This is a genomic window from Enterobacter sp. CM29, assembly GCF_013179605.1.
Classification (GTDB): domain Bacteria; phylum Pseudomonadota; class Gammaproteobacteria; order Enterobacterales; family Enterobacteriaceae; genus Enterobacter; species Enterobacter intestinihominis.
In genome coordinates this window covers 1-24,926 of sequence record NZ_JABMCU010000045.1, presented here as the reverse complement: position 1 = coordinate 24,926, position 24,926 = coordinate 1, and the positions used below count along the sequence as shown (strand labels likewise).

Annotated in this window: 21 protein-coding genes, 1 rRNA gene and 1 pseudogene; 14 read left to right on the top strand and 9 right to left on the bottom strand. The window is 54.2% G+C overall.

What is annotated here, in order from left to right; all coding sequences use genetic code 11:
• The 6 genes and pseudogenes from HP459_RS08220 to ompL form a co-directional block, all read left to right on the top strand.
• Positions 1-203: pseudogene (locus tag HP459_RS08220) on the top strand (aldolase); the annotation flags it as partial.
• 14 nt (positions 204-217) lie between these two features.
• A complete protein-coding gene (yihS, locus tag HP459_RS08215) occupies positions 218-1,459 on the top strand; it encodes a sulfoquinovose isomerase (protein WP_022649846.1) in 1,242 nt (413 codons plus the stop codon).
• 16 nt (positions 1,460-1,475) lie between these two features.
• Complete coding sequence (locus tag HP459_RS08210; protein WP_171936094.1) at positions 1,476-3,500, top strand: alpha-glucosidase; 2,025 nt, start codon at positions 1,476-1,478, stop codon at positions 3,498-3,500.
• A 45-nt stretch (positions 3,501-3,545) separates the two neighbouring features.
• Entirely contained in the window at positions 3,546-4,928 is a 1,383-nt protein-coding gene (locus HP459_RS08205; RefSeq protein ID WP_022649848.1) for an MFS transporter, read from the top strand.
• A gap of 43 nt (positions 4,929-4,971) precedes the next feature.
• Positions 4,972-6,396, top strand: a complete 1,425-nt coding sequence (locus tag HP459_RS08200; RefSeq protein WP_022649849.1) for an MFS transporter — start codon at positions 4,972-4,974, stop codon at positions 6,394-6,396.
• A 74-nt stretch (positions 6,397-6,470) separates the two neighbouring features.
• Positions 6,471-7,157: a porin OmpL gene (gene ompL, locus HP459_RS08195; RefSeq protein WP_048966005.1), complete on the top strand. Its 687-nt coding sequence runs from the start codon at positions 6,471-6,473 to the stop codon at positions 7,155-7,157.
• 79 nt (positions 7,158-7,236) lie between these two features.
• Here the strand turns inward: ompL and typA are convergent, their stop codons facing one another.
• The gene (typA, locus tag HP459_RS08190) at positions 7,237-9,060 is read right to left on the bottom strand and encodes a ribosome-dependent GTPase TypA (RefSeq protein WP_022649851.1); all 1,824 of its coding nucleotides are present in this window, start codon (positions 9,058-9,060) and stop codon (positions 7,237-7,239) included.
• A gap of 377 nt (positions 9,061-9,437) precedes the next feature.
• On the opposite strand from typA, the gene glnA reads away from it, so the two are divergent.
• From glnA to HP459_RS08170, 4 genes are all read left to right on the top strand, one after another.
• Positions 9,438-10,847 (top strand): glutamate--ammonia ligase, encoded by a 1,410-nt coding sequence (glnA, locus tag HP459_RS08185; protein ID WP_003861925.1) that lies wholly within the window; start codon positions 9,438-9,440, stop codon positions 10,845-10,847.
• Positions 10,848-11,014: 167 nt separating this feature from the next.
• A complete protein-coding gene (gene glnL, locus HP459_RS08180; RefSeq protein ID WP_003861923.1) occupies positions 11,015-12,064 on the top strand; it encodes a nitrogen regulation protein NR(II) in 1,050 nt (349 codons plus the stop codon).
• An 11-nt stretch (positions 12,065-12,075) separates the two neighbouring features.
• The gene (glnG, locus tag HP459_RS08175; RefSeq protein WP_022649852.1) at positions 12,076-13,488 is read left to right on the top strand and encodes a nitrogen regulation protein NR(I); all 1,413 of its coding nucleotides are present in this window, start codon (positions 12,076-12,078) and stop codon (positions 13,486-13,488) included.
• Between the two features lie 110 nt (positions 13,489-13,598).
• Complete coding sequence (locus tag HP459_RS08170; RefSeq protein ID WP_017382667.1) at positions 13,599-13,709, top strand: YshB family small membrane protein; 111 nt, start codon at positions 13,599-13,601, stop codon at positions 13,707-13,709.
• Between the two features lie 100 nt (positions 13,710-13,809).
• On the opposite strand, the gene hemN is transcribed toward HP459_RS08170, so the two are convergent.
• The 3 genes from hemN to HP459_RS23500 all read right to left on the bottom strand — a co-directional run bounded on the left by hemN (position 13,810) and on the right by HP459_RS23500 (position 16,276).
• On the bottom strand, positions 13,810-15,183 hold the full coding sequence (hemN, locus tag HP459_RS08165; RefSeq protein ID WP_032626916.1) for an oxygen-independent coproporphyrinogen III oxidase: 1,374 nt from the start codon (positions 15,181-15,183) through the stop codon (positions 13,810-13,812).
• 188 nt (positions 15,184-15,371) lie between these two features.
• Entirely contained in the window at positions 15,372-15,887 is a 516-nt protein-coding gene (gene yihI / locus HP459_RS08160; protein ID WP_022649854.1) for a Der GTPase-activating protein YihI, read from the bottom strand.
• A gap of 161 nt (positions 15,888-16,048) precedes the next feature.
• A complete protein-coding gene (locus HP459_RS23500; protein ID WP_253939628.1) occupies positions 16,049-16,276 on the bottom strand; it encodes a hypothetical protein in 228 nt (75 codons plus the stop codon).
• 191 nt (positions 16,277-16,467) lie between these two features.
• Between HP459_RS23500 and yihA the strand changes: the two genes are divergently transcribed.
• On the top strand, positions 16,468-17,097 hold the full coding sequence (gene yihA / locus HP459_RS08150) for a ribosome biogenesis GTP-binding protein YihA/YsxC (RefSeq protein ID WP_003861913.1): 630 nt from the start codon (positions 16,468-16,470) through the stop codon (positions 17,095-17,097).
• A gap of 311 nt (positions 17,098-17,408) precedes the next feature.
• Here the strand turns inward: yihA and polA are convergent, their stop codons facing one another.
• Positions 17,409-20,201, bottom strand: coding sequence for a DNA polymerase I (gene polA / locus HP459_RS08145; protein WP_032626913.1), 2,793 nt, complete (start codon positions 20,199-20,201; stop codon positions 17,409-17,411).
• Between the two features lie 439 nt (positions 20,202-20,640).
• On the opposite strand from polA, the gene HP459_RS08140 reads away from it, so the two are divergent.
• Positions 20,641-21,549 carry an acyltransferase gene (locus tag HP459_RS08140; protein WP_022649857.1) on the top strand — a complete coding sequence of 303 codons (909 nt, stop codon included), beginning with the start codon at positions 20,641-20,643 and terminating at the stop codon, positions 21,547-21,549.
• Positions 21,550-21,570: 21 nt separating this feature from the next.
• Here the strand turns inward: HP459_RS08140 and dsbA are convergent, their stop codons facing one another.
• From dsbA to HP459_RS08125, 3 genes are all read right to left on the bottom strand, one after another.
• Complete coding sequence (gene dsbA / locus HP459_RS08135; RefSeq protein WP_022649858.1) at positions 21,571-22,194, bottom strand: thiol:disulfide interchange protein DsbA; 624 nt, start codon at positions 22,192-22,194, stop codon at positions 21,571-21,573.
• A 27-nt stretch (positions 22,195-22,221) separates the two neighbouring features.
• Complete coding sequence (locus tag HP459_RS08130) at positions 22,222-23,208, bottom strand: serine/threonine protein kinase (protein WP_022649859.1); 987 nt, start codon at positions 23,206-23,208, stop codon at positions 22,222-22,224.
• A 75-nt stretch (positions 23,209-23,283) separates the two neighbouring features.
• Positions 23,284-23,553, bottom strand: coding sequence for a YihD family protein (locus HP459_RS08125; RefSeq protein ID WP_003861904.1), 270 nt, complete (start codon positions 23,551-23,553; stop codon positions 23,284-23,286).
• Positions 23,554-23,621: 68 nt separating this feature from the next.
• Between HP459_RS08125 and mobA the strand changes: the two genes are divergently transcribed.
• Both mobA and mobB read left to right on the top strand, forming a co-directional pair.
• The gene (gene mobA / locus HP459_RS08120; protein WP_023298936.1) at positions 23,622-24,206 is read left to right on the top strand and encodes a molybdenum cofactor guanylyltransferase MobA; all 585 of its coding nucleotides are present in this window, start codon (positions 23,622-23,624) and stop codon (positions 24,204-24,206) included.
• Positions 24,203-24,706 (top strand): molybdopterin-guanine dinucleotide biosynthesis protein MobB, encoded by a 504-nt coding sequence (gene mobB / locus HP459_RS08115; protein WP_022649861.1) that lies wholly within the window; start codon positions 24,203-24,205, stop codon positions 24,704-24,706. The genes mobA and mobB overlap by 4 nt, the downstream gene beginning before the upstream one ends.
• Positions 24,707-24,805: 99 nt before the next feature.
• Here the strand turns inward: mobB and rrf are convergent.
• Positions 24,806-24,921, bottom strand: a 5S ribosomal RNA gene (gene rrf, locus HP459_RS08110).
• Positions 24,922-24,926: the final 5 nt, after the last annotated feature.

The following is a 24,926-nucleotide window of genomic DNA, read 5'->3' as shown; positions in this document are numbered from 1 at the left end:
TCTCCTCCGGCGTGGACGATAAGTTATTCCCGCGCGCGGTGAGCGTGGCGATGCAGGCGGGGGCATCGGGCTTTTTAGCCGGTCGCGCCGTCTGGTCCTCTGTGATTGGCCTGCCGGACACCGAGCTGATGCTGCGTGATATTTCCGTACCAAAACTTCAGCGTCTGGGTGAGATCGTCGACGAAATGATGGCTCGCCGTTAAGAAAGGATCCGAACATGAAATGGTTTAATACCCTGAGCCATAACCGCTGGCTCGAACAAGAGACCGACCGCATTCTTGATTTCGGTAAAAACGCCGCCGTACCGACCGGCTTTGGCTGGCTGGGCAATAACGGGCAGGTGCGTAGCGATATGGGCACCCATCTGTGGATCACCGCCCGCATGCTGCACGTGTACGCGGTGGCGGCGAACATGGGACGTCCTGGTGCGTACGCCCTGGTTGAGCACGGCATTAATGCCCTGAACGGTCCGCTGCGCGACAAACAGCACGGCGGCTGGTACGCCTGCGTAAACGATGAAGGCGTAATTGATGCCTCCAAGCAGGGCTATCAGCATTTCTTCGTCCTGCTGGGCGCGGCGAGCGCCGTCACCACCGGCCATCCGCAGGCACGCAAGTTGCTGGACGACGCCATCGAGGTGATTGAGCGCTACTTCTGGAGCGAACAGGAGCAGATGTGCCTGGAGTCCTGGGATGAAGCCTTCAGCAAAACGGAAGATTACCGCGGCGGTAACGCCAACATGCACGCCGTGGAAGCCTTCCTGATCGTTTATGACGTGACCCACGACCGTAAATGGCTCGACCGCGCCCTGCGCATCGCCTCGGTGATTATTCACGACGTGGCGCGCAAAGGGGAGTACCGCGTTAACGAGCATTTCGACACCAACTGGAACCCGATCCGCGATTACAACATTGATAATCCCGCCCACCGCTTCCGCGCCTACGGCGGCACGCCGGGGCACTGGATTGAGTGGGGTCGCCTGATGCTGCACCTGCGCGCCGCCCTGGAAGCGCGCTTTGAAACCCCGCCGGAATGGCTGCTGGAAGATGCGAAAGGCCTGTTCCACGCCACCATCCGGGACGCCTGGGCACCCGACGGGGCCGATGGATTTGTCTATTCCGTGGGCTGGGACGGCAAGCCAATCGTCCGCGAACGCGTGCGCTGGCCAATCGTCGAAGCGATGGGTACGGCTTACGCGCTCTACACCGTCACCGGTGAGGCGCAGTACGAAGCCTGGTATCAGAAGTGGTGGGATTACTGCATCAAGTACCTGATGGATTACGAAAACGGTTCATGGTGGCAGGAGCTGGACACCAATAACGAAGTGACCACCAAAGTCTGGGACGGCAAGCAGGATATTTACCATCTGCTGCACTGCCTGGTGATCCCCCGCCTGCCGCTGGCGCCGGGCTTAGCGCCTGCCGTAGCCGCCGGATTACTGGATAGCCTGGCCAAATAATAAAGACGGAGTTTTTATGCGTACCCTACACAATATTGACCTGAAAAATAACGAAAGTGGTTTTACCCTGCGCTGGCAGGACCGTCTGATTTTATCCCACTCTGCGGATGCCCCTTGCCTGTGGATCGGCGCAGGTGAGGCGGATATCGAGATGTTTCGCGGCAACTTCAGCATCAAAGACAAGCTCAACGAAAAGATTGCCCTGACGAACGCGACCGTTACGCAGCAAAGCACGGGCTGGGCAATCCGCTTTACCCGCGGCGACGCGGTGAGCGCGACGCTGCTGGTCGGCGTGGATGCTGAAGGCCGTCTGGAGCTGAAGCTGAAAAATGACGCCGCCAGCCATAACCGCATCTGGCTGCGGCTGGCAGCTCAGCCTGACGATCATATTTACGGCTGCGGCGAGCAGTTCTCGTATTTCGATCTGCGCGGCAAGCCGTTTCCGCTGTGGACCAGCGAGCAGGGCGTGGGCCGCAATAAGCAGACCTATGTCACCTGGCAGGCCGACTGCAAAGAGAACGCGGGCGGCGATTACTACTGGACCTTCTTCCCGCAGCCTACCTTCGTGAGCACCCAGAAGTACTACTGCCACGTGGATAACAGCTGTTATATGAACTTCGACTTCAGCGCGCCGGACTTCCACGAGCTGGCGTTCTGGGAAGATAACGCCACGCTGCGCTTCGAATGCGCAGAAACCTACGTCGATCTGCTGGAAAAACTGACCGGCCTGCTGGGGCGTCAGCCTGAACTGCCGGACTGGGTTTACGACGGCGTGACGCTGGGTATTCAGGGTGGCACCGAGGTGTGTCAGCAGAAGCTCGACGCCATGCGCGAGGGCGGCGTGAAGGTCAACGGCATCTGGGCGCAGGACTGGTCCGGCATCCGCATGACCTCCTTCGGCAAACGCGTGATGTGGAACTGGAAGTGGAACAGCGCGCTCTATCCGCAGCTTGATGAGCGGATTGCGCAGTGGAAACAGGAGGGCGTGCAGTTCCTCTCCTATATCAACCCGTACGTCGCCAGCGATAAAGATCTCTGCGAAGAGGCGGCGAAACGCGGCTATCTGACCAAAAACGCCAACGGCGAGGATTACCACGTTGAGTTCGGCGAATTCTACGCGGGAGTTATCGACCTGACCAACCCGGCAGCCTACGGCTGGTACAAAGAGGTCATCAAAAAGAACCTGATCGAACTGGGCTGCGGCGGCTGGATGGCCGATTTCGGGGAATATCTGCCGACCGATACCTTCCTGCACAGCGGCGTTAGCGCGGAGATCATGCATAACGCCTGGCCTGCCCTGTGGGCGAAATGTAACTACGAAGCACTGGAGGAGACCGGCAAGCTCGGGGAGATCCTGTTCTTCATGCGCGCGGGCTACACCGGCAGCCAGAAGCACTCGGTGATGATGTGGGCGGGGGATCAGAACGTCGACTGGAGCCTGGACGATGGTCTGGCGTCCGTCGTACCGGCGGCGCTGTCTCTGGCGATGACCGGGCACGGGCTGCACCACAGCGACATTGGCGGCTATACGACGCTGTTCGAGATGAAGCGCAGCAAAGAGCTGCTGCTGCGCTGGTGCGACTTCAGCGCCTTTACGCCGATGATGCGTACCCACGAGGGCAATCGCCCTGGCGACAACTGGCAGTTCGACGGCGACGCCGAAACCATCGCGCACTTCGCGCGCATGACCACCGTGTTCACCACTCTGAAGCCGTACATCAAAGCTGCGGTTGCGCAGAACGCGAAAAGCGGCCTGCCGGTGATGCGTCCGCTGTTCCTGCACTACGAGGACGACGCGCGCGCCTACACGCTGAAATACCAGTACCTGTTTGGCCGCGATCTGCTGGTGGCCCCGGTTCATGAAGAGGGACGCCGCGACTGGTCGCTCTATCTGCCGCAGGACAGCTGGGTCAATGCTTGGACGGGGGAAACCTGCCAGGGCGGTGACGTGAACGTTGATGCCCCGCTCGGCAAACCGCCGGTCTTCTATCGCCAGCAAAGCGAATGGGCAGATCTGTTTAGCACCTTACGTCATATCTGATAAGGCTCGCCCGCGGGGAAACCTGCGGGCAGACGGAGAACAATAATGAGTCAACATACTTCTGACCCGGCAACCCTGCGCCTGCCGTTTAAAGAAAAACTCGCCTACGGGATGGGCGATCTCGGCTCTAACATCCTGCTGGATATCGGCACGCTGTATCTGCTGAAGTTCTACACCGACGTGCTGGGACTGCCGGGTACCTACGGGGGGATTATCTTCCTGATTGCGAAGTTTTTTACCGCCTTCACCGATATGGGCACCGGGATCATGCTCGACTCCCGGCGCAAGATTGGCCCGAAAGGGAAATTCCGCCCGTTCGTGCTGTATGCAGCCTTCCCTGTGACGCTGCTGGCGATTGCCAACTTCGTCGGCACACCGTTTGAGATGACCGGCAAAACGGTGATGGCAACGGTGCTGTTCATGCTGTACGGCTTGTTCTTCAGCATGATGAACTGCTCTTACGGCGCGATGGTGCCCGCCATTACCAAAAACCCGGACGAGCGAGCCTCGCTGGCGGCCTGGCGTCAGGGCGGCGCCACGCTCGGCCTGCTGCTCTGTACCGTGGGCTTTGTACCGGTGATGAACCTCATTGAGGGCAATGACCAGCTTGGCTACATCTTTGCCGCCACCCTCTTCTCGCTGTTCGGGTTGTTCTTTATGTGGTGGTGCTATAAAGGCGTAACCGAGCGTTACGTTGAGACGCAACCTGCTAACCCGGCGCAGAAACCGGGGCTGTTGCAGTCGTTTCGCGCCATCGCCGGGAACCGTCCGCTGTTTATCCTGTGCATCGCTAACCTGTGCACGCTGGGTGCCTTTAACGTCAAACTCGCCATTCAGGTCTACTACACGCAGTACGTGCTGAACGACCCGATCCTGCTGTCGTACATGGGCTTCTTCAGCATGGGCTGTATTTTTATCGGCGTCTTTATGATGCCTGGCGCGGTGCGGCGCTTTGGTAAGAAAAAGGTCTATATCAGCGGGCTGGCAATTTGGGTGGCAGGCGATCTGCTTAACTACTTCTTCGGCGGCGGCTCGGTGAGCTTTGTGGCGTTCTCCTGCCTGGCGTTTTTCGGTTCCGCGTTCGTGAACAGCCTGAACTGGGCGCTGGTCTCCGATACCGTGGAGTACGGCGAGTGGCGCACCGGCGTACGCTCCGAGGGGACGGTCTATACCGGCTTTACCTTCTTCCGCAAGGTATCGCAGGCGCTGGCGGGCTTCTTCCCGGGGATCATGCTTACGCAGATTGGCTATGTGCCCAACGTGGTGCAATCCGCCGGCACGGTTGAAGGGCTGCGGCAGCTGATATTTATCTACCCGAGCCTGCTGGCGGTCATCACCATCGTGGCGATGGGCTGCTTCTACAACCTCAACGAGAAGATGTATGTGCGCATCGTGGAAGAAATTGAGCTGCGCAAACGTACGGCATAAATGACGTGATTGAGCGCCCTGCGGGGCGCTTTGAGGATCGACCATGACACACAATACTGATCCGTTAACCCTCAAATTGAGCCTGCGAGAGAAGTGCGCCTACGGGATGGGCGATTTTGGCTCGAACCTGATGCTGTGTATTGGCACGCTGTATCTGCTGAAGTTTTACACGGACGAGCTGGGCATGCCCGCGTTCTACGGCGGCATCATTTTTCTGGTCGCCAAGTTCTTTACCGCGTTTACCGACATGCTGACCGGGGTGCTGCTGGACTCCCGGCGTAATATCGGCGCGCGGGGGAAATTCCGGCCATTCATTCTCTACGCCTCCGTCCCGGTGGCGCTGGTGGCCACGGCGCAGTTTATGGCCAACGACTTTAGCCTGACGGTGAAAACGGCCCTCGCCACCGTGCTCTTCATGATGTTTGGCCTCTGCTACAGCCTGATGAACTGCGCCTACGGTGCAATGGTTCCGGCCATCACCAAAAACCCGAACGAGCGCGCGCAGCTTGCGGCGTGGCGTCAGGGCGGCGCAACGGTAGGACTGTTGCTCTGCACCGTCGGCTTTATGCCGATTCAGGCGCTGTTCGTCAGCCAGCCCTCACTCGGCTATCTGGTGGCCGCGCTGGTGTTCGTCACCGGGGGGCTGTTCTGCATGTGGTGGTGCTACAGCGGGGTGAAAGAGCGCTACGTCGAGCTTACGCCCGATCACCATAAGCCCGGCATTCTGAAATCATTCTGCGCGATTTTCCGCAATCCGCCGCTGCTGGTGCTGTGCATCGCCAACCTCTGTACCCTCGCCGCGTTTAACATCAAGCTGGCGATTCAGGTCTATTACACCCAGTATGTGCTGAACGATCTGCATCTCCTGTCGTGGATGGGCTTTTTCAGCATGGGCTGCATTCTGATTGGCGTGTTTCTGGTGCCCGGTGCGGTAAAGCGCTTTGGCAAGAAACCGGTCTATCTGGGCGGGCTGGCGCTGTGGGCGGTGGGCGACGTGCTGAATTTCTTCTGGGGGACCAGCTCCCTGCTGTTTGTGCTCTTTTCCTGCATGGCCTTCTTCGGCACGGCGTTTGTGAACAGCCTGAACTGGGCGCTGGTGCCGGATACGGTTGATTACGGCGAGTGGAAAACCGGGATTCGCGCCGAAGGGTCGGTGTATACCGGCTATACCTTCTCGCGCAAAATCTCCGCTGCGCTCGCCGGTTTTCTGCCCGGCATCATGCTGACCCAGATTGGCTACGTTCCCCATGCCGTGCAGAGCGCGGGCACGCTGCTGGGTTTGCGTCAGCTGATTTTCCTCTGGCCGTGCGGCCTGGCGATCGTTGCTGCCGTGACCATGGGGCTGTTTTATAAACTCAACGAAGCGCGCTTCGCCTTTATTATCGAGGAGATTGGAAAACGGAAAAAACAGACAGCAAATACCCCTGAGATAACCACCAACAATAAAGCGTCAGCAGTCACTTTATAACTATAAATCCGGCCAATATGTCCTTCCTGTTAATCAGGAGGGAGGCCTTTCTGTACCTGATACATGGACAAATTATGAATAGAATCATCACCGTACTGATCGTGTCGTCTGTGTCCTGCCCGGTTTTTGCCGGGGCCTATGTCGAAACGCGCGAAGCGTACAATACGGCCTCTGAGCTGCACGAGGTGATCCTGCGTGCGGGCTATAACTTCGATATGGGCGCGGGGCTGATGTTCACCAACGCTTATAACGTGGGGAAATGGGACGAACTGAAGCACAGCTATAACGAAATCGAGGGTTGGTATCCGCTCTTCAAACCGACCGACAAACTCACCTTCCAGCCCGGCGGCTTAATCAATGACAGCAGCGCAGGATCGGGTGGAGCACTCTATTTAGATACTAACTATAAATTTACGGACTGGTTCAATCTGACGTTCCGCTATCGCTATAACCATAACAATTACGATACGCCGGACTATAACGGGCAGATGGATAAAAACGACACGCACGAATTCGCCAACTACTGGAATTTCAAAATGACGGATGCGTTTTTCTACACCTTTGAGCCGCACTTTTTCCAGCGGGTGAATGATTACCACAGCAAAAATGGCAAAGATCATCACTGGGAAATTACCAACAAGTTCAGCTATAAAATCGACAGAAACTGGCTGCCGTATCTTGAGCTACAGTGGCTGGACCGATGGAATGATTACAACCGCGAGCAGTACCGGATCCGTTTAGGGTTACGTTATTCGTTCTAATAAAAAAGCCGCTGATCGCTCAGCGGCTTTTCGTTGCCAGGTGGCGCTTGCGCTTTACCCGGCCTACGGCATAACCGAATTACTCTTCTTTCGCACCGCGCATAGCACGTTTACGATCGTTCTCGGTCAGGTGACGTTTACGGATACGAATTGACTGAGGCGTCACTTCTACCAGTTCGTCATCATCGATGAATTCCAGAGCCTGCTCCAGCGTCATCTTGATCGGTGGAACCAGAACCGTTGCTTCGTCAGTACCGGACGCACGCATGTTGGTCAGTTTCTTACCGGTCAGGCAGTTTACCGTCAGGTCGTTAGAACGGCTGTGAATACCGATGATCTGGCCTTCGTAAACTTCAGCACCGTGACCCAGGAACAGCTTACCGCGATCCTGCAGACCGAACAGCGCAAACGCAACCGCTTTACCCTGACCGTTGGAGATCAGTACGCCGTTGTTACGCTGGCCCACTTCGCCCGGACGGATGTCGTCATAGTGGCTGAAGGTGGAGTACAGCAGGCCGGTACCGGAGGTCATGGTCATGAACTCAGAACGGAAGCCGATCAGGCCACGGCTTGGGATCACGTAGTCGAGACGTACGCGGCCTTTGCCATCTGGATTCATGTTTTTCAGGTCGCCTTTACGCTCACCCAGTGCCTGCATGACAGAACCCTGGTGCTGCTCTTCAACGTCCAGCGTTACGTTTTCGAATGGCTCTTGTTTACGGCCATCGATTTCGCGGAAGATAACTTTCGGACGGGATACCGCCATCTCGAAACCTTCACGACGCATGTTCTCAATCAGAACAGACAGGTGCAGCTCACCACGACCGGAAACGCGGAATGCATCAGCGTCTTCGGTTTCTTCAACGCGCAGCGCAACGTTATGCACCAGCTCTTTGTTCAGGCGGTCAAGGATCTGACGAGAGGTAACGAACTTACCTTCTTTACCACAGAACGGAGAGGTGTTGACGTTGAAGAACATGGATACGGTTGGTTCATCAACGGACAGGGCTGGCAGCGCTTCGACGTTCTGCGGATCGCAGATGGTGTCGGAGATGTTCAGTTCACCCAGACCGGTAATAGCGATGATGTCGCCCGCTTCAGCGATGTCGCTCTCGATACGCTCAAGACCCAGGTGAGTCAGAACTTTACCGACTTTACCGTTACGGGTTTTGCCTTCGCTATCGATGATAGTGACCTGCTGGTTAGGCTTCACTTTACCGCGCTTGATACGACCAATGCCGATTACGCCAACATAGTTGTTGTAGTCGAGCTGGGAGATCTGCATTTGCAGGGTGCCTTCCAGGTCAACGTTTGGCGCAGGAACGCGGTCAACAATCGTCTGGTACAGCGGAGTCATGTCTTCCGCCATGTCTTCGTGATCCAGACCGGCGATACCGTTCAGCGCAGACGCATAAACGATAGGGAAGTCCAGCTGTTCGTCGGTCGCGTCGAGGTTAACGAACAGGTCGAAGACCTGGTCAACAACCCAGTCAGGACGCGCGCCAGGACGGTCAACCTTGTTGATCACAACGATAGGTTTCAGGCCGTGGGCAAATGCTTTTTTGGTCACGAAGCGCGTTTGCGGCATAGGGCCATCAAATGCGTCAACCACCAGCAGCACGGAATCCACCATGGACATCACGCGCTCAACTTCACCACCGAAGTCGGCGTGCCCTGGGGTATCAACGATGTTGATACGGTAGTCATTCCATTTGATAGCGGTGTTTTTGGCGAGGATGGTAATCCCACGCTCTTTCTCCAAATCGTTGGAGTCCATCACACGCTCTTGAGTTTCGGCACGAGCATCAAACGTACCGGACTGCTGTAGCAGCTTGTCAACCAGGGTAGTTTTACCATGGTCGACGTGCGCGATGATGGCGATATTACGCAATTTTTCGATCACAACTTTGCCTCAGGCATTTAGAAATAGCGCGTTATTGTACACGGATTAATCGCACTACAAAACAGGATCACAAACATCCCCCGCAAACAAGTATTGCAGAGATGCTTTGTGATCGCTTTCACGGAGCGGTAAAAGGGCACTTTAACGTAAATTGCACCAATATGGTGCTCAATGTTCACACTGAAGCACTATAATGGTGCAACGAATCCAATGTGGTGCAGCCCTTCTGCACTATGGTGCGCATGATAACGCCTTTTTGGGGTGTTTTAAAAGTTGGCACAGATTTCGCTTTACAGAAATACAGTAAAAATATGGCAGCCCAGCCGATTTGAAGACCTCGTTACCACGACGACAATGACCAATCTGGAGAGTTAAGTATGTCCGCTGAACACGTTTTGACGATGCTGAACGAACATGAAGTGAAGTTTGTTGATCTGCGCTTCACCGATACCAAAGGTAAAGAACAGCACGTCACGATCCCTGCTCATCAGGTGAACGCCGAATTCTTTGAAGAAGGCAAAATGTTTGACGGCTCCTCCATTGGCGGCTGGAAAGGCATTAACGAATCCGACATGGTTCTGATGCCAGATGCAACCACTGCGCTCATTGACCCGTTCTACGAAGAACCTACGCTGATCATCCGCTGCGATATCCTGGAACCTGGCACGCTGCAAGGCTATGACCGTGACCCACGCTCTATCGCAAAACGCGCTGAAGAGTACCTGCGTTCTACCGGTATCGCAGACACCGTTCTGTTCGGGCCAGAGCCAGAGTTCTTCCTGTTCGATGACATCCGTTTTGGTGCTTCCATTTCTGGTTCCCACGTCGCTATCGATGACATCGAAGGCGCATGGAACTCTTCCACCAAGTACGAAGGTGGTAACAAAGGTCACCGTCCGGGCGTGAAAGGCGGTTACTTCCCGGTTCCTCCGGTCGATTCTTCACAGGACATCCGTTCTACCATGTGTCTGATCATGGAAGAGATGGGCCTGGTTGTTGAAGCGCACCACCATGAAGTGGCAACGGCTGGCCAGAACGAAATCGCCACCCGCTTCAACACCATGACCAAAAAAGCGGACGAGATTCAGATCTACAAATACGTTGTGCACAACGTTGCGCACCGTTTCGGTAAAACCGCGACCTTCATGCCAAAACCCATGTTTGGCGACAACGGTTCCGGCATGCACTGCCACATGTCCCTGTCCAAGAACGGCACTAACCTGTTCTCTGGCGACAAGTACGCGGGTCTGTCCGAGCAGGCGCTGCACTACATCGGTGGTGTTATCAAACACGCTAAAGCGATCAACGCCCTGGCGAACCCAACCACTAACTCCTACAAGCGTCTGGTCCCTGGCTACGAAGCACCAGTAATGCTGGCGTACTCTGCCCGTAACCGTTCTGCTTCTATCCGTATCCCGGTGGTTGCGTCTCCGAAAGCGCGTCGTATCGAAGTGCGCTTCCCGGACCCGGCGGCTAACCCATACCTGTGCTTCGCAGCACTGCTGATGGCCGGTCTGGACGGTATCAAGAACAAGATCCACCCGGGCGAAGCCATGGACAAAAACCTGTACGACCTGCCGCCAGAAGAAGCGAAAGAGATCCCACAGGTTGCCGGCTCTCTGGAAGAAGCCCTCCAGGCGCTGGACGCAGACCGCGAGTTCCTGACCGCTGGCGGCGTGTTCACCGATGAAGCTATCGACGCTTACATCGCGCTGCGTACCGAAGAAAACGACCGCGTTCGCATGACGCCGCACCCGGTTGAGTTCGAACTGTACTACAGCGTTTAATTGATTTGTTTTACCCGGCGCATACGCGTCGGGAGTCGTTGCCGTGGAAACTTTAGCCCATCTTCGGATGGGCTTTTTTCTCCACCAACAACCTGATCTCACGCGCTTTTTACCTCTAAAACGCTATACTGCACTATAATAGTGCAACGACTCCAGGAGACTGCTGAATGGCAACTGGCACGCTGCCCGATGCTGGGCAGATCCTCAATTCTTTAATTAACAGTATTTTGCTGGTCGACGACGAGCTGGCGGTGCATTACGCCAACCCGGCGGCGCAGCAGCTGCTCGCCCAAAGCGCCCGTAAACTATTTGGCACGCCGCTGCCGGAACTGCTGAGCTATTTCTCGCTGAATATTGGCCTGATGCAGGAGAGTTTGCAGGCGGGTCAGGGCTTCACCGATAACGAAGTGACGCTGGTGATTGACGGACGCTCGCATATTTTGTCCCTCACCGCACAGCGTCTGCCAGATGGCATGATTCTGCTGGAAATGGCGCCGATGGATAACCAGCGTCGTCTCAGCCAGGAGCAGCTTCAGCATGCGCAGCAGATTGCGGCGCGCGACCTGGTTCGCGGGCTGGCCCATGAGATCAAAAACCCGCTGGGCGGCTTACGCGGTGCGGCACAGCTTCTGACCAAAGCGCTGCCTGACCCTGCCCTGGCGGAGTATACCAACGTCATTATTGAGCAGGCGGACCGTCTGCGTAATCTGGTCGATCGCCTGCTCGGGCCGCAGCAGCCAGGGATGCACGTTTCAGAAAGCATTCACAAGGTCGCGGAGCGGGTGGTGAAACTCGTCTCGATGGAGCTGCCGGATAACGTCACGCTGGTGCGTGACTATGACCCAAGCCTGCCGGAGCTGGCGCACGATCCGGACCAGATTGAACAGGTGCTGTTGAACATTGTGCGTAACGCGTTGCAGGCGCTGGGCCCGGAGGGTGGCGAAATTATTCTGCGTACCCGCACCGCGTTCCAGTTGACGCTGCACGGCGTACGTTATCGTCTGGCAGCACGTATTGATGTGGAAGATAACGGACCGGGGATCCCGCCGCATCTCCAGGACACCCTGTTCTACCCGATGGTCAGCGGTCGCGAAGGCGGCACCGGGCTGGGGTTATCCATAGCCCGAAATTTGATTGACCAACACTCCGGCAAAATTGAATTTACCAGTTGGCCGGGACATACCGAGTTTTCGGTTTTCCTGCCGATTAAAAAATAAAGGTGACGTTTATGCAACGAGGGATAGTCTGGGTAGTCGATGACGATAGCTCCATCCGTTGGGTGCTTGAACGCGCGCTCACAGGAGCGGGATTAAGCTGCACGACGTTTGAGAGTGGCAGCGAGGTGCTCGACGCACTCACCACCAAAACGCCGGACGTTCTGCTCTCGGATATTCGCATGCCGGGAATGGACGGACTGGCGCTCTTAAAGCAGATCAAACAGCGCCACCCTATGCTTCCGGTCATCATAATGACCGCCCACTCCGACCTGGATGCTGCCGTCAGCGCGTACCAGCAGGGCGCGTTTGATTACCTGCCAAAACCGTTTGATATCGACGAAGCCGTTGCGCTGGTTGAGCGCGCTATCAGCCACTATCAGGAGCAACAGCAGCCCCGCAATGCCCCCGACTTTGGACCGACGACGGACATCATCGGTGAAGCGCCGGCCATGCAGGACGTGTTTCGCATCATCGGGCGTCTGTCGCGTTCGTCTATCAGCGTCTTGATTAACGGTGAATCAGGGACCGGTAAAGAATTGGTCGCACACGCCCTGCATCGCCACAGCCCGCGGGCGAAAGCCCCCTTTATCGCCCTGAACATGGCAGCGATCCCTAAGGATTTAATTGAATCTGAGCTGTTCGGCCACGAAAAAGGGGCGTTTACCGGAGCCAATACCATTCGTCAGGGACGCTTTGAACAGGCTGACGGCGGCACGCTTTTCCTGGATGAAATCGGCGATATGCCGCTGGATGTACAGACCCGACTGTTGCGCGTGCTGGCAGATGGACAGTTTTACCGCGTGGGCGGGTATGCGCCGGTGAAGGTGGACGTACGCATTATCGCCGCGACGCACCAGAACCTGGAGCTGCGCGTACAGGAGGGGAAATTCCGTGAGGATTTATTCCATCGTCTGAACGTGATCCGCGTCCACCTGCCGCCGCTGCGCGAGCGTCGGGAAGATATCCCGCGTCTGGCGCGCCATTTCCTGCAGGTGGCGGCCCGCGAGCTGGGCGTGGAAGCCAAGCAGCTTCATCCGGAAACGGATGCCGCCCTCACCCGTCTGGCGTGGCCGGGCAACGTGCGTCAGCTGGAAAACACCTGTCGCTGGCTGACGGTGATGGCCGCCGGCCAGGAAGTGCTGATTCAGGATTTACCGGCAGAACTGTTTGAAGCCACCGTGCCCGAGAGCACCGCAGGACATACGCTGCCGGACAGCTGGGCAACGCTGCTGGCGCAGTGGGCAGATCGCGCGCTGCGTTCCGGTCATCAAAACTTGCTTTCTGAAGCACAGCCTGAAATGGAGCGCACGCTGTTGACCACCGCGCTTCGTCATACCCAGGGCCACAAACAGGAAGCGGCTCGCCTGTTGGGATGGGGTCGAAACACCCTGACGCGCAAGCTGAAAGAGCTGGGAATGGAGTGATCTTACTCCGCTGTGTAAAGGTTACTAATTGAGCGCAAAGTGCCGTTATTTTGCGCTTTACTGTTCCGATGAGTTTTGTATGATCGTGCCCGGAAACTGGGGGGAGCATCATGCTGGAATCATTAGTGACCTTACTTTCGAGCGGTGCAGCAGAAAGCCACACGCCACAAACTGCCGTTGCGGCGGTATTGTGTGCGGCACTGGTTGGGCTGTTTAGCTAACGAGCTGTCGATGAAAAGCCGGGTGGCGGCTTCGCCTTACCCGGCCTACATAGTTGCGAGTTGTAGGCCGGGTAAGCGAAGCGCCATCCGGCATTGCAACTTAAATCACGCGCGAGAACTGCTGTAAACGCGCTTTCTGGCGCAGATAGGCATCGAAGCACATGCAGATATTACGAATCAACAGACGCCCCTTCGGCGTGACGACCACCGCGCTCTCCGACACATCCACCAGCCCGTCCTTCGCCAGCGGCGCAAGAAGCTTCAGGTCTTCGGCAAAGTAATCGCTGAATTGCAGATCCCATTGCGACTCCACCTCGCGGAATTCGAGACGGAAGTTGCAGATAAGCGCCTTAATCACATCACGACGGATGCAGTCGTCGCGCGTTAACGCAATGCCGCGCCACAGCGCGTTGCCCGTTTCATCAACCTGCTGGTAATACAGCTTCAGCTCTTTTTGGTTCTGGGCGTAGCAGTCGCCAATCATGCTGATAGCGGAGACACCCATTCCGAGCAGATCGGTATCTCCCTGGGTGGTGTATCCCTGGAAGTTACGGTGGAGAACACCTTCGCGCTGGGCAATCGCCAGTTCGTCGTCAGGGCGGGCAAAGTGATCCATCCCGATAAACTGATAGCCGGTTTCGGTCAGCGAGGCGATGGTCTCCTGCAAAATGTCCAGCTTCTGCTGGGCGGAAGGCAGATCCGCATCTTTGATTTTGCGCTGCGCGGCGAACAGCGTCGGCAGGTGCGCATAGTTAAAGACGCTCAGACGGTCCGGGTTGAGCTCAGCCACGCGTTTAAGCGTGTAGGCGAAGCTCTCCGGCGTCTGCTTCGGCAGGCCGTAAATCAGGTCTATATTCGTTGAGGTAAAGCCGATCTCACGCGCATGGTTGAGTAAGGCAAAGATAAACGCTTCGTCCTGCTCCCGGTTGACCAGGCGCTGCACTTCTTTGTTGAAGTCTTGTACGCCCATACTCAGGCGGTTGAAGCCTTCGGCGCGTAAATGATCCAGCACATCCAGCTCGATTTCACGCGGATCGACCTCGATCGAAATTTCAGCGTCGTGGTTAAAACTGAAATTGCCGCGCAGAAGCGCCATCAGGCGGCTGATCTGCGCTTTGTTCAGATAAGTTGGCGTACCGCCGCCCCAGTGAAGCTGGCTGACGTGACGGCCTTTAAACAGCGGTGCGCGGTGCAGAATTTCCTGTTCAAGCGCATCGAGGTATTGATCGGCTTTGTGCTGCTGGCGGGTAACGATTTTATTGCAGCCGCAGAAGTAGCAGAGCTTGTGGCAGAACGGAATATGGACGTAGAGCGACAGCGGGCGCTCGGGATAGCGCGCCACAGCATGCTGAAAATCCGCCTCGCCGAAAGCGTCCGAGAACTCCAGCGCGGTGGGGTATGAGGTATAACGCGGCCCGGAATAGTTATATTTCTGGATCAGGGCCAAATCCCAGTCGATAGATGGTACAGACATGCTCACTCCTTCCGTTGGTGTCGCGTTCGTATACGGCGGCCCGTTCTGGTCCCGTTGCGGGCCATCATTCGGGTGCGCAGCCACTTCTGTCGCCGCGACAACCGCCGTAGTTTAACGAATAACCACACCAGATAACATATAACCGGAAGGGTTATAAGCAGGACGAGTGTACCTGCCGGGTGCAAATGTTAGTTTCCACCTTTCAGCAGACGCATCATATCTTCCTGCTTTTCGTCTTCCTCTTCGTCTTCTTCATCATCGTAGGACAGACCCAGCTTCTGCATCAGTTCATCAATGCGATCCAGTTTGGCATCTACCCAGGACTGCTCTTCAGCGGTCAGGGTTTCACCCTCTTCAAGACGTTCCAGCAGCGCATCCAGGCGCTCATCGTTCTCCAGCATATCCAGCTCAGCCTGCGGTGAAAGCATAGGTTTCTCGCTCTTTGGTTTGTGCTGCTTAGTGACCGGCGTGTCTGTCACGCCCAGTGGAATGGGAGTTTTACTGCCGATACGAGGATCTTTCTGCTGTTTGCCTTTTGCAGAAGCGCCTGCGGCACCGCCACCATTAGCACGGCTACCCGCAGTATGGCCACGATGCTTTTTATCGCGTTTGCGATCGCGCGCTTCCTGATTCAGTTCTTCGCGCGTTTTGCGGCGTGCTTTTGCAGGGCGTTTCGCGCCCGCAGCGGAGGTCGGTTTTTTCATGATGTTTTATCTTTAAGTCGTTTTCTTCAGTATAGAATTGCGGCGAAATCTAGCAGAAAGCAAGCAAAGAAAAAAGGCGACAGAGCAATCTGTCGCCTTTTTTCCTGACTCACAACCCTTAACGGGTCAGACATTCCCTGTTTGCCTTCAACAAACCCTGTTTATCCCTTGGCTACTACCGTCCGTGATACGGTTCCGTTTCCTGTTAAAAACGCCTCCAGGCGCCGGTCGTCCTGACAATCCTGAGTCTTCGCCTCCTGGCGCTCCTGACCCTTATCCTTAAATCGTTTTCCTGCTGGCATCCTCGCCTTGACGCACACTTTACCTTGTTCTCTTAAACTAACAAGCAACGAAAAGGTACTAAACCGGATTTTCAGATAATTACTCATTAATAACTCTTTGAATTTTAATATTTTGAGTTTTTTAGCGCCTGCGATTTCTCTTAAATTTCTCATAAGCTTAAGGGCAGATCTCTTACATTCCGTAGGGCTTTCACTTACACGTCAATGACGAAGGGAAAAGCCTTTTGCCCGCATTCAGGTATAATCCCCCGCAGATTACGATTTTTGGAGACGACCACGTGACTACCTGGAACTACCAACAGACGCATTTTGTCACCAGTGCGCCCGATATTCGCCACCTGCCCTCAGACACAGGGATTGAAGTGGCATTTGCTGGCCGCTCCAATGCGGGAAAATCCAGCGCCCTGAATACGCTGACCAATCAGAAAAACCTGGCGCGTACCTCAAAAACACCTGGCCGTACTCAGCTGATTAACCTGTTTGAAGTGGCTGAAGGCAAACGCCTGGTCGATTTACCGGGCTACGGTTACGCGCAGGTACCGGAAGAGATGAAGATCAAATGGCAGCGTGCGCTGGGTGAATACCTGGAAAAACGCATGTGTCTGAAAGGTCTGGTGGTGCTGATGGATATTCGACACCCGCTAAAAGATCTCGACCAGCAGATGATTGACTGGGCGGTGGCAAGCGATATTGCGGTGCTGGTGCTGCTGACAAAAGCGGATAAGCTGGCGAGCGGCGCGCGCAAGGCGCAGGTGAACAAGGTGCGTGAAGCGGTGCTGGCATTCAACGGTGATGTACAGGTTGAACCGTTCTCCTCGCTGAAAAAGCAGGGTGTGGACAAACTGCGACAGAAGCTAGACAGCTGGTTTAACGATCTGGAACCGGCGACAGAAGCGGAAGCAGAGTAACAACAGGCGCGGCGATGACCGCGTTTTTTTCGCCCGAAACTTTCCTTCCCGCAATAAAAAACGCCCCAGTCATTACTGACTGGGGCGGCTAAAATATTCAGCCAAATCCGATTACGTGAAGTAAAAGGTCTGAAAGATAGAACATCTTACCTCTGTACCCTACGTCGTTAACTCTACTCTTTTTTTGTCTCTTGAAAAAGCACTTTTTGTAGTTTTTTTTCATTCTTTACATAGGGAATTCTAATGATCGTCACAAAACGCGCGTACTTATGTTGCTTACTTACATAAAACGCGCGTTATTCCGATAACGCTTAGTGAGCCTGATCCCAGTTTTCGCCGCTACCCACTTCCACCAGCAACGGAACGTCCAGCTTCATACTGTTTTCCATCAGTTCATGGATCTTCTGAGAGACCTTTTCCAGGTCGTCTTTATGGACTTCAAATACCAGTTCATCGTGTACCTGCATGATCATTTTCACGCGCGGTTTCTCTTTTTCCAGCCAGGCATCAACGGCGATCATCGCGCGTTTGATGATGTCTGCCGCAGTGCCCTGCATCGGGGCATTGATAGCAGCACGTTCAGCGCCAGCACGGCGCGCGGCGTTGCTGGATTTGATGTCCGGAAGGTAAAGACGACGGCCATCCAGCGTTTCAACGTAGCCTTTCTCTTTCGCCTGCGCGCGGGTACGCTCCATATATTCCAGCACGCCCGGATAGCGCTCAAAGTAGAGATCCATATACTTCTGCGACTCTTTACGCGGAATGTTGAGCTGGCGTGAAAGGCCAAATGCGCTCATGCCGTAAATAAGGCCAAAGTTAATCGCTTTAGCGCTACGACGCTGTTCGTTTGTCACGCTGTCCAGCGGCAGGCCAAACACTTCGGCTGCTGTCGCCCGGTGGATATCCTTCCCTTCGGCAAATGCCGTCAGCAGGCCTTTGTCACGCGACAGGTGCGCCATAATACGCAGTTCGATTTGCGAGTAGTCTGCGGAGACAATCAGATAATCCTCTGGCGCAATGAAAGCCTGGCGTATACGGCGGCCCTCTTCATTACGCACCGGAATGTTTTGCAGGTTAGGATCGGTTGACGAAAGTCGCCCGGTCGCCGCTACAGCCTGGTGATAGGAGGTGTGCACGCGACCCGTTTTCGGGTTGATCATCAACGGCAGTTTGTCGGTATAGGTCGATTTCAGCTTCGCCAGACCACGGTACTGCAGGATAACTTTTGGCAGCGGATAGTCCAGCGCCAGCTCTTCCAGCACCTCTTCAGAGGTTGAAGGCGCGCCGCCCGGCGTTTTCTTCAGCGGTTTGATACCCTGCTTTTCAAACAGGATGGTTTGCAGCTGTTTCGGTGACGACAGGTTAAATGCCTCTCCAGCAAGTTCATGCGCTTTCTGTTCAAGCTCGGTCAGGCGCTGCGCCAGCTCGCCAGAGTGATTATGCAGCACCGTTGGGTCGATTTTCACGCCGTTACGCTCAATGCGGGACAGCACAGGCACCAGCGGCATCTCAATGTTCTGGAAAACATTCAGCGGCCCTTCGTGCTTCTGCAATTTCGGCCACATTTTGAGATGCAGCTGTAGCGTGACGTCAGCGTCTTCCGCGGCGTAGCGGCCTGCTTCTTCCAGCGCGATCTGGTTAAAGGTCAGCTGATTTTTGCCCTTACCGGCAATTTCTTCAAAGGTGATGGTTTTGTGTTTCAGCCAACGATCGGATAAGGAATCCATATCATGGCGGCCCGCCACGCTGTCCAGAATGTAAGATTCCAGCATGGTGTCAAAAGCGATACCACGCAGTTCAATGCCGTAGTTTTGCAGAATACCGCGGTCGTACTTCAAGTTTTGCCCGACCTTCAGCGCTTTCTCGTCTTCCAGAATCGGCTTCAGCAGTTCTAAGGCGCGCTCGCGCGAGATCTGCTCCGGCGCATCCAGATAGTCATGCGCTACCGGAACATAGGCTGCCATACCCGGCTCCGTCGCGAATGACAGACCTACCATATTGGCAGATATGTTATCGAGACTGTCCGTTTCGGTATCGAACGCAAATACCGGTGCTTTTTTCAGCTTTTCAATCCAGGCGACGAGCTGCGACTCTTCAAGGATGGTTTCATAGTTATCGAATGAGAGTGCTGCCGCTGCTTCTTCTGCCTGCTCTTCGGCATCGACAACGATAGTTTCTTTCGGCTTCGCCGCAGCTTTTGCCCCTTTCGCCTGAAGCCATTTCCCGGCTTCGACATCCGTGGTCCAGCGTTTAAATTCGTATTTTCTGAACAGGCCAAGCAGTTCTTCTGCGGCGGGTTCCTGCACTTCAAGCTGGTCGCAGGTAAGCTCCAGCTCGACGTCGGTTTTGATGGTGGCTAACTGATAAGAGAGGTAAGCCACCTCTTTGTTATCGGCGAGCTTTCCGGCCATGGTTTTTGCACCACGGAAGGTAAGTCCGGCAATTTTGTCGGACTCAGCGTACAGCGTATCCAACCCACCTAACCCTTGCAGCAGCGCCTGAGCTGTTTTTTCGCCCACGCCCGGCACGCCAGGGATGTTATCCGAGGAATCCCCCATCAGGGCGAGGAAATCAATAATGAGTTCTGGCGGCACGCCATATTTGGCAACCACTTCTTCCGGGCCAAGAATGGTGTTGGTCATGGTATTAATCAGCGTGATCCCAGGTGTTACCAGCTGCGCCATGTCTTTATCACCGGTACTGATAAGCACCGGGCGGCCAGCCTTTTCAGCTTCGCGCGCCAGGGTGCCAATAACGTCGTCAGCCTCAACGCCCGAGACAGCCAGCAAAGGCAGCCCCATCGCTTTGACCATAGCGTGCAGCGGTTCAATCTGCGCACGCAGATCGTCAGGCATGGGAGGACGGTGAGATTTGTAATGCTCAAATAATTCATCGCGGAAGGTTTTCCCCTTCGCATCAAACACCACGGCCGCATGGGTTGGGTGGTATTGCAGAATCAGGCTGCGTAGCATATTCAGCACGCCGTACATTGCGCCGGTAGGTTCCCCTGCGCTGTTGGTCAGAGGAGGAAACGCATGATACGCCCGATAAAGGTAAGAAGAGCCATCGACGAGTATAAGTGGGTTTTCTGGGATCTGAACCATAATGTCCGTGCCTTTAATTAATTTATGGGTAAAGGATGCCACAGAAGGATGAAAACATCAGGTTTTAGCGCTTTATACAGAAAAAGATTTTGCGATCGTGAAGATCGCTCGCAAAAACAAACTGTGGATAAGTTTGTGCATATTTTTAATACAGGTGAATAACAGTTCAATAAAACTGACACTGAAAAATTATTTATCAAATAAAATCAATCACTTGAAATCAGATCACTTAAGATCCCATCCCACTGATGGTTATTTAGTCTATGTGGATATAAGACGTAAGCACCCTGTCTATATAGAAAATTTCGCTGCATGGCAGGAAAAGCCGCAGCCTCTTCGTGTGAAAGCGCCCTGGTCTGGGCCAATATCTGATAAGATCGGCGCCCAGCACCGGATAGCCGGCTGCTTAATTACAGCTAACTATCTGAAAAAATTCATTATGTCGAAAATACTCGCTGCGATAACCTTATTGCTAAGCGTCATTTTAACTATTCTGGTTACCATCGCCTGTTCTGTGCCAATCATCGTTGCCGGAATAATTAAGCTCCTGCTGCCCGTCCCTCCGGTATGGCGTGCAGTGTCTGCTTTTTGTAATTTTATGATGTACTGCTGGTGTGAAGGGCTGGCGATCCTGTTGTATCTGAACCCCTGGTTAAAGTGGGACGTTCAGGGCCTTGAGAAGCTGAATAAAAAGAACTGGTATCTGCTGATCTGCAATCATCACAGCTGGGCCGACATCGTTGTATTGTGCGTGCTGTTTCGCAAACATATTCCGATGAACAAATACTTTCTGAAACAGCAACTGGCATGGGTGCCTTTCATTGGTCTGGCCTGCTGGGCGCTGGATATGCCGTTTATGAAACGCTATTCACGCAGCTATCTGATTCGTCATCCGGAACGCCGCGGTATGGACGTGGAAACTACGCGCCGTTCTTGCGAGAAGTTTCGCGCGCATCCCACCACCATAGTTAATTTCGTCGAAGGTTCGCGCTTTACCGAAGAGAAGCGCCAGCAGACTCGCTCTCCGTATCAGCACCTGTTGCCGCCAAAGGCAGCGGGTATCGCAATGGCCCTCAACGTGCTGGGTGAGCAGTTTGATAAATTGTTGAACGTAACGCTCTGCTATCCGGAAAACGACAGGACGCCGTTCTACGATATGCTCAGCGGCAAGCTGACGCGTATCGTAGTCCGCGTTGATCTGTTGCCCATCGATACGGAACTGCACGGTGATTACGTTAACGATAAAAACTTCAAACGTCGTTTCCAGCTTTGGCTCAATACACTCTGGAAAGAGAAAGACGAACAGATAGCGGAGTTAAAATCTTCATACAAAAACGCCGGTCAATGACCGGCGTTTTCTTTATGTTTGTTACTTCATCTCAACCAGGTGTTTCACGGTATCAGCGTACTGTTGTACGAAGATATCCATACTGGTGGTGTCCATACCACGCATATTTACCTGGTATTTACCGTTAACATACATCGCCGGCACGCCCTGCAACTGGAAGTCAGCGGCAGCTTTTTCCTGCTGTGCCACGAGAGATTTCACCACAAAACTGTTCCAGGCAGCGTCGTAGTCTTCACCTTTCACACCGGCATCAACAAACACTTTACGGATATCTGCCGTAGTTTGTACGGTCTGGGTTTTCTGTACGGCTTCAAACATAGGCGCGGTGATCTTATCTTCCACACCCAGCGCAATCGCAACCGCCCATGCCTGAGTCAGATCTTTACCCAATGGGCCAAGGAACTCAACGTGGTATTTCGTCATTTTGGTGCCTTCCGGCAGCTTTTTCTTCACGTTGTCAGAAACATGAAGTACCTGCTCAAACTCGTAGCAGTGCGGGCAGTAGAAGGAGAAGAACTCCAGCACCTGAGGCTCGCCAGCTACAGGCTTGTCCAGCGTAATGTACTGCTTGCCGTCGGTAAACTGCGCAGCAGTTGCGCTAAATGCCAGAATCATACCAGCCAGCGCCAGCCAAATTTTTTTCATGATTAACTCTCTCCTGGGTGTGTCCAATTAATACATCGGCGTTAATTGCAGAGGGGGTTCCTGTAGAACCTTAACCTGCTCGGTAAATGTGGATATCTGGTTGCGCCAGTAATCCTCCCCGGTAAGCCAGGGGAAATTTCGGGGAAAAGCCGGGTCTTCCCAACGCCTGATTAACCACGCGAGATAATAAACAAATCGCATCGCACGTAAAGGCTCTATCAGGGCAATTTCGTCTGAATTAAAGGGGCTAAATTCTTCATAAGCTTCAATTATGGTCTCAAGCTGCATGCGCTGCTCGGCTTTATCACCGTTGAGCAGCATCCACAGATCCTGCACCGCAGGTCCCATACGAGCGTCATCAAGATCGACAAATAGCGGGCCGTCGCGCCAGAGAATATTCCCGGCGTGGCAGTCACCGTGCAGGCGTAGAGCGGTAATATCATCCCGCCAGCAGGCTTTTACAGCATCAATAAGCTTATCGGTCGCCGTGAGGAAATTATCCTTAAGCGCCTTTGGGATCAGCGCCGATGTTTCGAATACCTCTCGCGGCTCAATAAGATATTCCTGAACACCAATCGTCGGTCGGGCAACAAACGATTTTTTACGTCCCGTCTGATGAATGCGCCCCAGATAACGGGCAACCCATTCCATCTGATCGATATTATCTGCCTCAAACTGTCTTCCGCCCAGGCTCGGAAATACCGCGTAGTAAAAACCCTGATGGGTCAGCAGCGTTTGGTTATTAAATTTGAGCGGTGCCGCAACGGGAACATCGTCATCCAGCAGATCGTGGGCAAACTGATGCTCTTCCTGAATTTGTTCTGCGGACCAGCGCTGTGGCCGGTAAAACTTTACGACAAAGCGCTGCCGCTCTTCGTCCTGAAATTGGTAGACACGGTTTTCGTAGCTGTTTAAAGGGGTTAACCCGGAATCCACCCGAATACCCTGCTCGAACAGCGCATCCATAATGGTATCCGGGTGTAGTGTCTGGAAAGTAAAAGCCTGGTCGTTCATCCGATCATCCGGAAATTATACGAATGATTCAGGATATCATCTTGTGGCGATTTCGGTGGCTCCGCTTACAAGCTTTTACTCTTTAATTACGCCTCGGGCGCGCAGTAATGCGGTTTTAAAATCCTCTTCATAATCTTTCTGAATACCAGGAATAACAGCATCTTTAGCCGAGTCACGCATTTTGAGGTGGTAGATCAGGATGTCGTCAGAAAGGTCTGCCAGTTCGCCATCAAAACCTGACTCTTTCGCCAGTTTCTGTAAAAATTGCATCAGATTCAGCTCTGGCTCTTTTTGCCAGGCCGGCTGGAGAAGCTCGATGACTTCATTAAGACGTTTACATTTCATGGTAGTGCTCCTTTCATTTAGAGAGACACGTTAGCAGGGTCAATCCCACAATAAAAGAGGCGATATTCGTGAATCAATGCCAGGAAATCATCGGGGTCGTTCTTGCCGGAGGCAGGGCAACGCGAATGGGCGGAAAAGATAAAGGTCTTCAGCTCCTGAACAACACCCCCTTATGGCAGCATGTTGCTGATACGCTGGCAAATCAGGTGTCGTCGATGGCGATCAGCGCTAACCGACATGTTGATATTTATCAGCGCAGTGGGTATCCGGTTTATCAGGATAAGCTTGTGGACTACCCCGGCCCGCTGGCGGGAATGCTTTCCGTTATGCAGCAGTCGCACGGAGAGTGGTTTCTCTTTTGTTCATGTGATACGCCCTTCATCCCGTCCTGTCTGGTTAAACGTCTGGTGCAGCGGTGCGAGGGTGCTCCCGTCGTCTGGGTACACGACGGCGAACGCGACCATCCGACGATCGCATTGATTAATCGCTCGTTAATATCTGCGCTGGAAGATTACCTGGCCGCAGGAGAGCGACGCGTCATGGTATTTATGCGCCAGTCGGGAGGGCATTCCGTTGATTTCAGCGACATGAAATCGGCGTTTGTGAATGTAAACACGACGGAAGATTTGCAGATGATGCAGGAGAAGAAATGATACCCGTATTAGCGATCTCTGCCTGGAGCGGCACCGGGAAGACTACGCTGCTAAAAAAGCTGATACCTGCACTTTGCGCTAAAGGTATTCGTCCCGGATTGATTAAGCACACGCACCATAACATGGATGTCGATAAGCCGGGGAAAGATAGCTATGAGCTGCGTAAGGCTGGCGCTGCACAAACGATGGTGGCGAGTAACCAGCGCTGGGCGTTAATGACAGAAACTCCGGATGAAGCACCGCTGGATCTCGCTTATCTTGTCAGCCGGATGGATCATTCCACGCTGGATCTGGTGCTGGTTGAGGGGTTTAAGCACGAGGCTGTTGCGAAGATCCTGCTGTTCAGAAACGGTGCCGGGCATGATGTAAGTGAGTTAACGCTGGATGAACATGTGATTGCTGTGGCCAGTGACGCTGCGTTGACGCTGGAAGTACCGGTTCTGGATTTGAATAATGTGGAGGGGATTGCAGAGTTTATTTTGGCGTGGTGTGCAGTCTGAAATCTGCCGGGTGACGGCTTCGCCTTACCCGGCCTACCGTTTTTCGACGTATAAACGCAAAAAGGCCATCCTTGCGGATGGCCTCTTCACTTGTTTGATGCCTGGCAGTTCCCTACTCTCACATGGGGAGACCCCACACTACCATCGGCGCTACGGCGTTTCACTTCTGAGTTCGGCATGGGGTCAGGTGGGACCACCGCGCTAAAGCCGCCAGGCAAAT

Excerpts from the sequence above, each read along its gene's own strand:
- yihS (WP_022649846.1), top strand. The coding sequence starts at position 218 with ATGAAATGGTTTAATACCCTGAGCCATAACCGCTGGCTCGAACAAGAG.
- HP459_RS08210 (WP_171936094.1), top strand. The coding sequence starts at position 1,476 with ATGCGTACCCTACACAATATTGACCTGAAAAATAACGAAAGTGGTTTT.
- HP459_RS08205 (WP_022649848.1), top strand. The coding sequence starts at position 3,546 with ATGAGTCAACATACTTCTGACCCGGCAACCCTGCGCCTGCCGTTTAAA.
- HP459_RS08200 (WP_022649849.1), top strand. The coding sequence starts at position 4,972 with ATGACACACAATACTGATCCGTTAACCCTCAAATTGAGCCTGCGAGAG.
- ompL (WP_048966005.1), top strand. The coding sequence starts at position 6,471 with ATGAATAGAATCATCACCGTACTGATCGTGTCGTCTGTGTCCTGCCCG.
- glnA (WP_003861925.1), top strand. The coding sequence starts at position 9,438 with ATGTCCGCTGAACACGTTTTGACGATGCTGAACGAACATGAAGTGAAG.
- glnL (WP_003861923.1), top strand. The coding sequence starts at position 11,015 with ATGGCAACTGGCACGCTGCCCGATGCTGGGCAGATCCTCAATTCTTTA.
- glnG (WP_022649852.1), top strand. The coding sequence starts at position 12,076 with ATGCAACGAGGGATAGTCTGGGTAGTCGATGACGATAGCTCCATCCGT.
- HP459_RS08170 (WP_017382667.1), top strand. The coding sequence starts at position 13,599 with ATGCTGGAATCATTAGTGACCTTACTTTCGAGCGGTGCAGCAGAAAGC.
- hemN (WP_032626916.1), bottom strand. The coding sequence starts at position 15,183 with ATGTCTGTACCATCTATCGACTGGGATTTGGCCCTGATCCAGAAATAT.
- yihI (WP_022649854.1), bottom strand. The coding sequence starts at position 15,887 with ATGAAAAAACCGACCTCCGCTGCGGGCGCGAAACGCCCTGCAAAAGCA.
- HP459_RS23500 (WP_253939628.1), bottom strand. The coding sequence starts at position 16,276 with ATGAGTAATTATCTGAAAATCCGGTTTAGTACCTTTTCGTTGCTTGTT.
- polA (WP_032626913.1), bottom strand. The coding sequence starts at position 20,201 with ATGGTTCAGATCCCAGAAAACCCACTTATACTCGTCGATGGCTCTTCT.
- HP459_RS08140 (WP_022649857.1), top strand. The coding sequence starts at position 20,641 with ATGTCGAAAATACTCGCTGCGATAACCTTATTGCTAAGCGTCATTTTA.
- dsbA (WP_022649858.1), bottom strand. The coding sequence starts at position 22,194 with ATGAAAAAAATTTGGCTGGCGCTGGCTGGTATGATTCTGGCATTTAGC.
- HP459_RS08130 (WP_022649859.1), bottom strand. The coding sequence starts at position 23,208 with ATGAACGACCAGGCTTTTACTTTCCAGACACTACACCCGGATACCATT.
- HP459_RS08125 (WP_003861904.1), bottom strand. The coding sequence starts at position 23,553 with ATGAAATGTAAACGTCTTAATGAAGTCATCGAGCTTCTCCAGCCGGCC.
- mobB (WP_022649861.1), top strand. The coding sequence starts at position 24,203 with ATGATACCCGTATTAGCGATCTCTGCCTGGAGCGGCACCGGGAAGACT.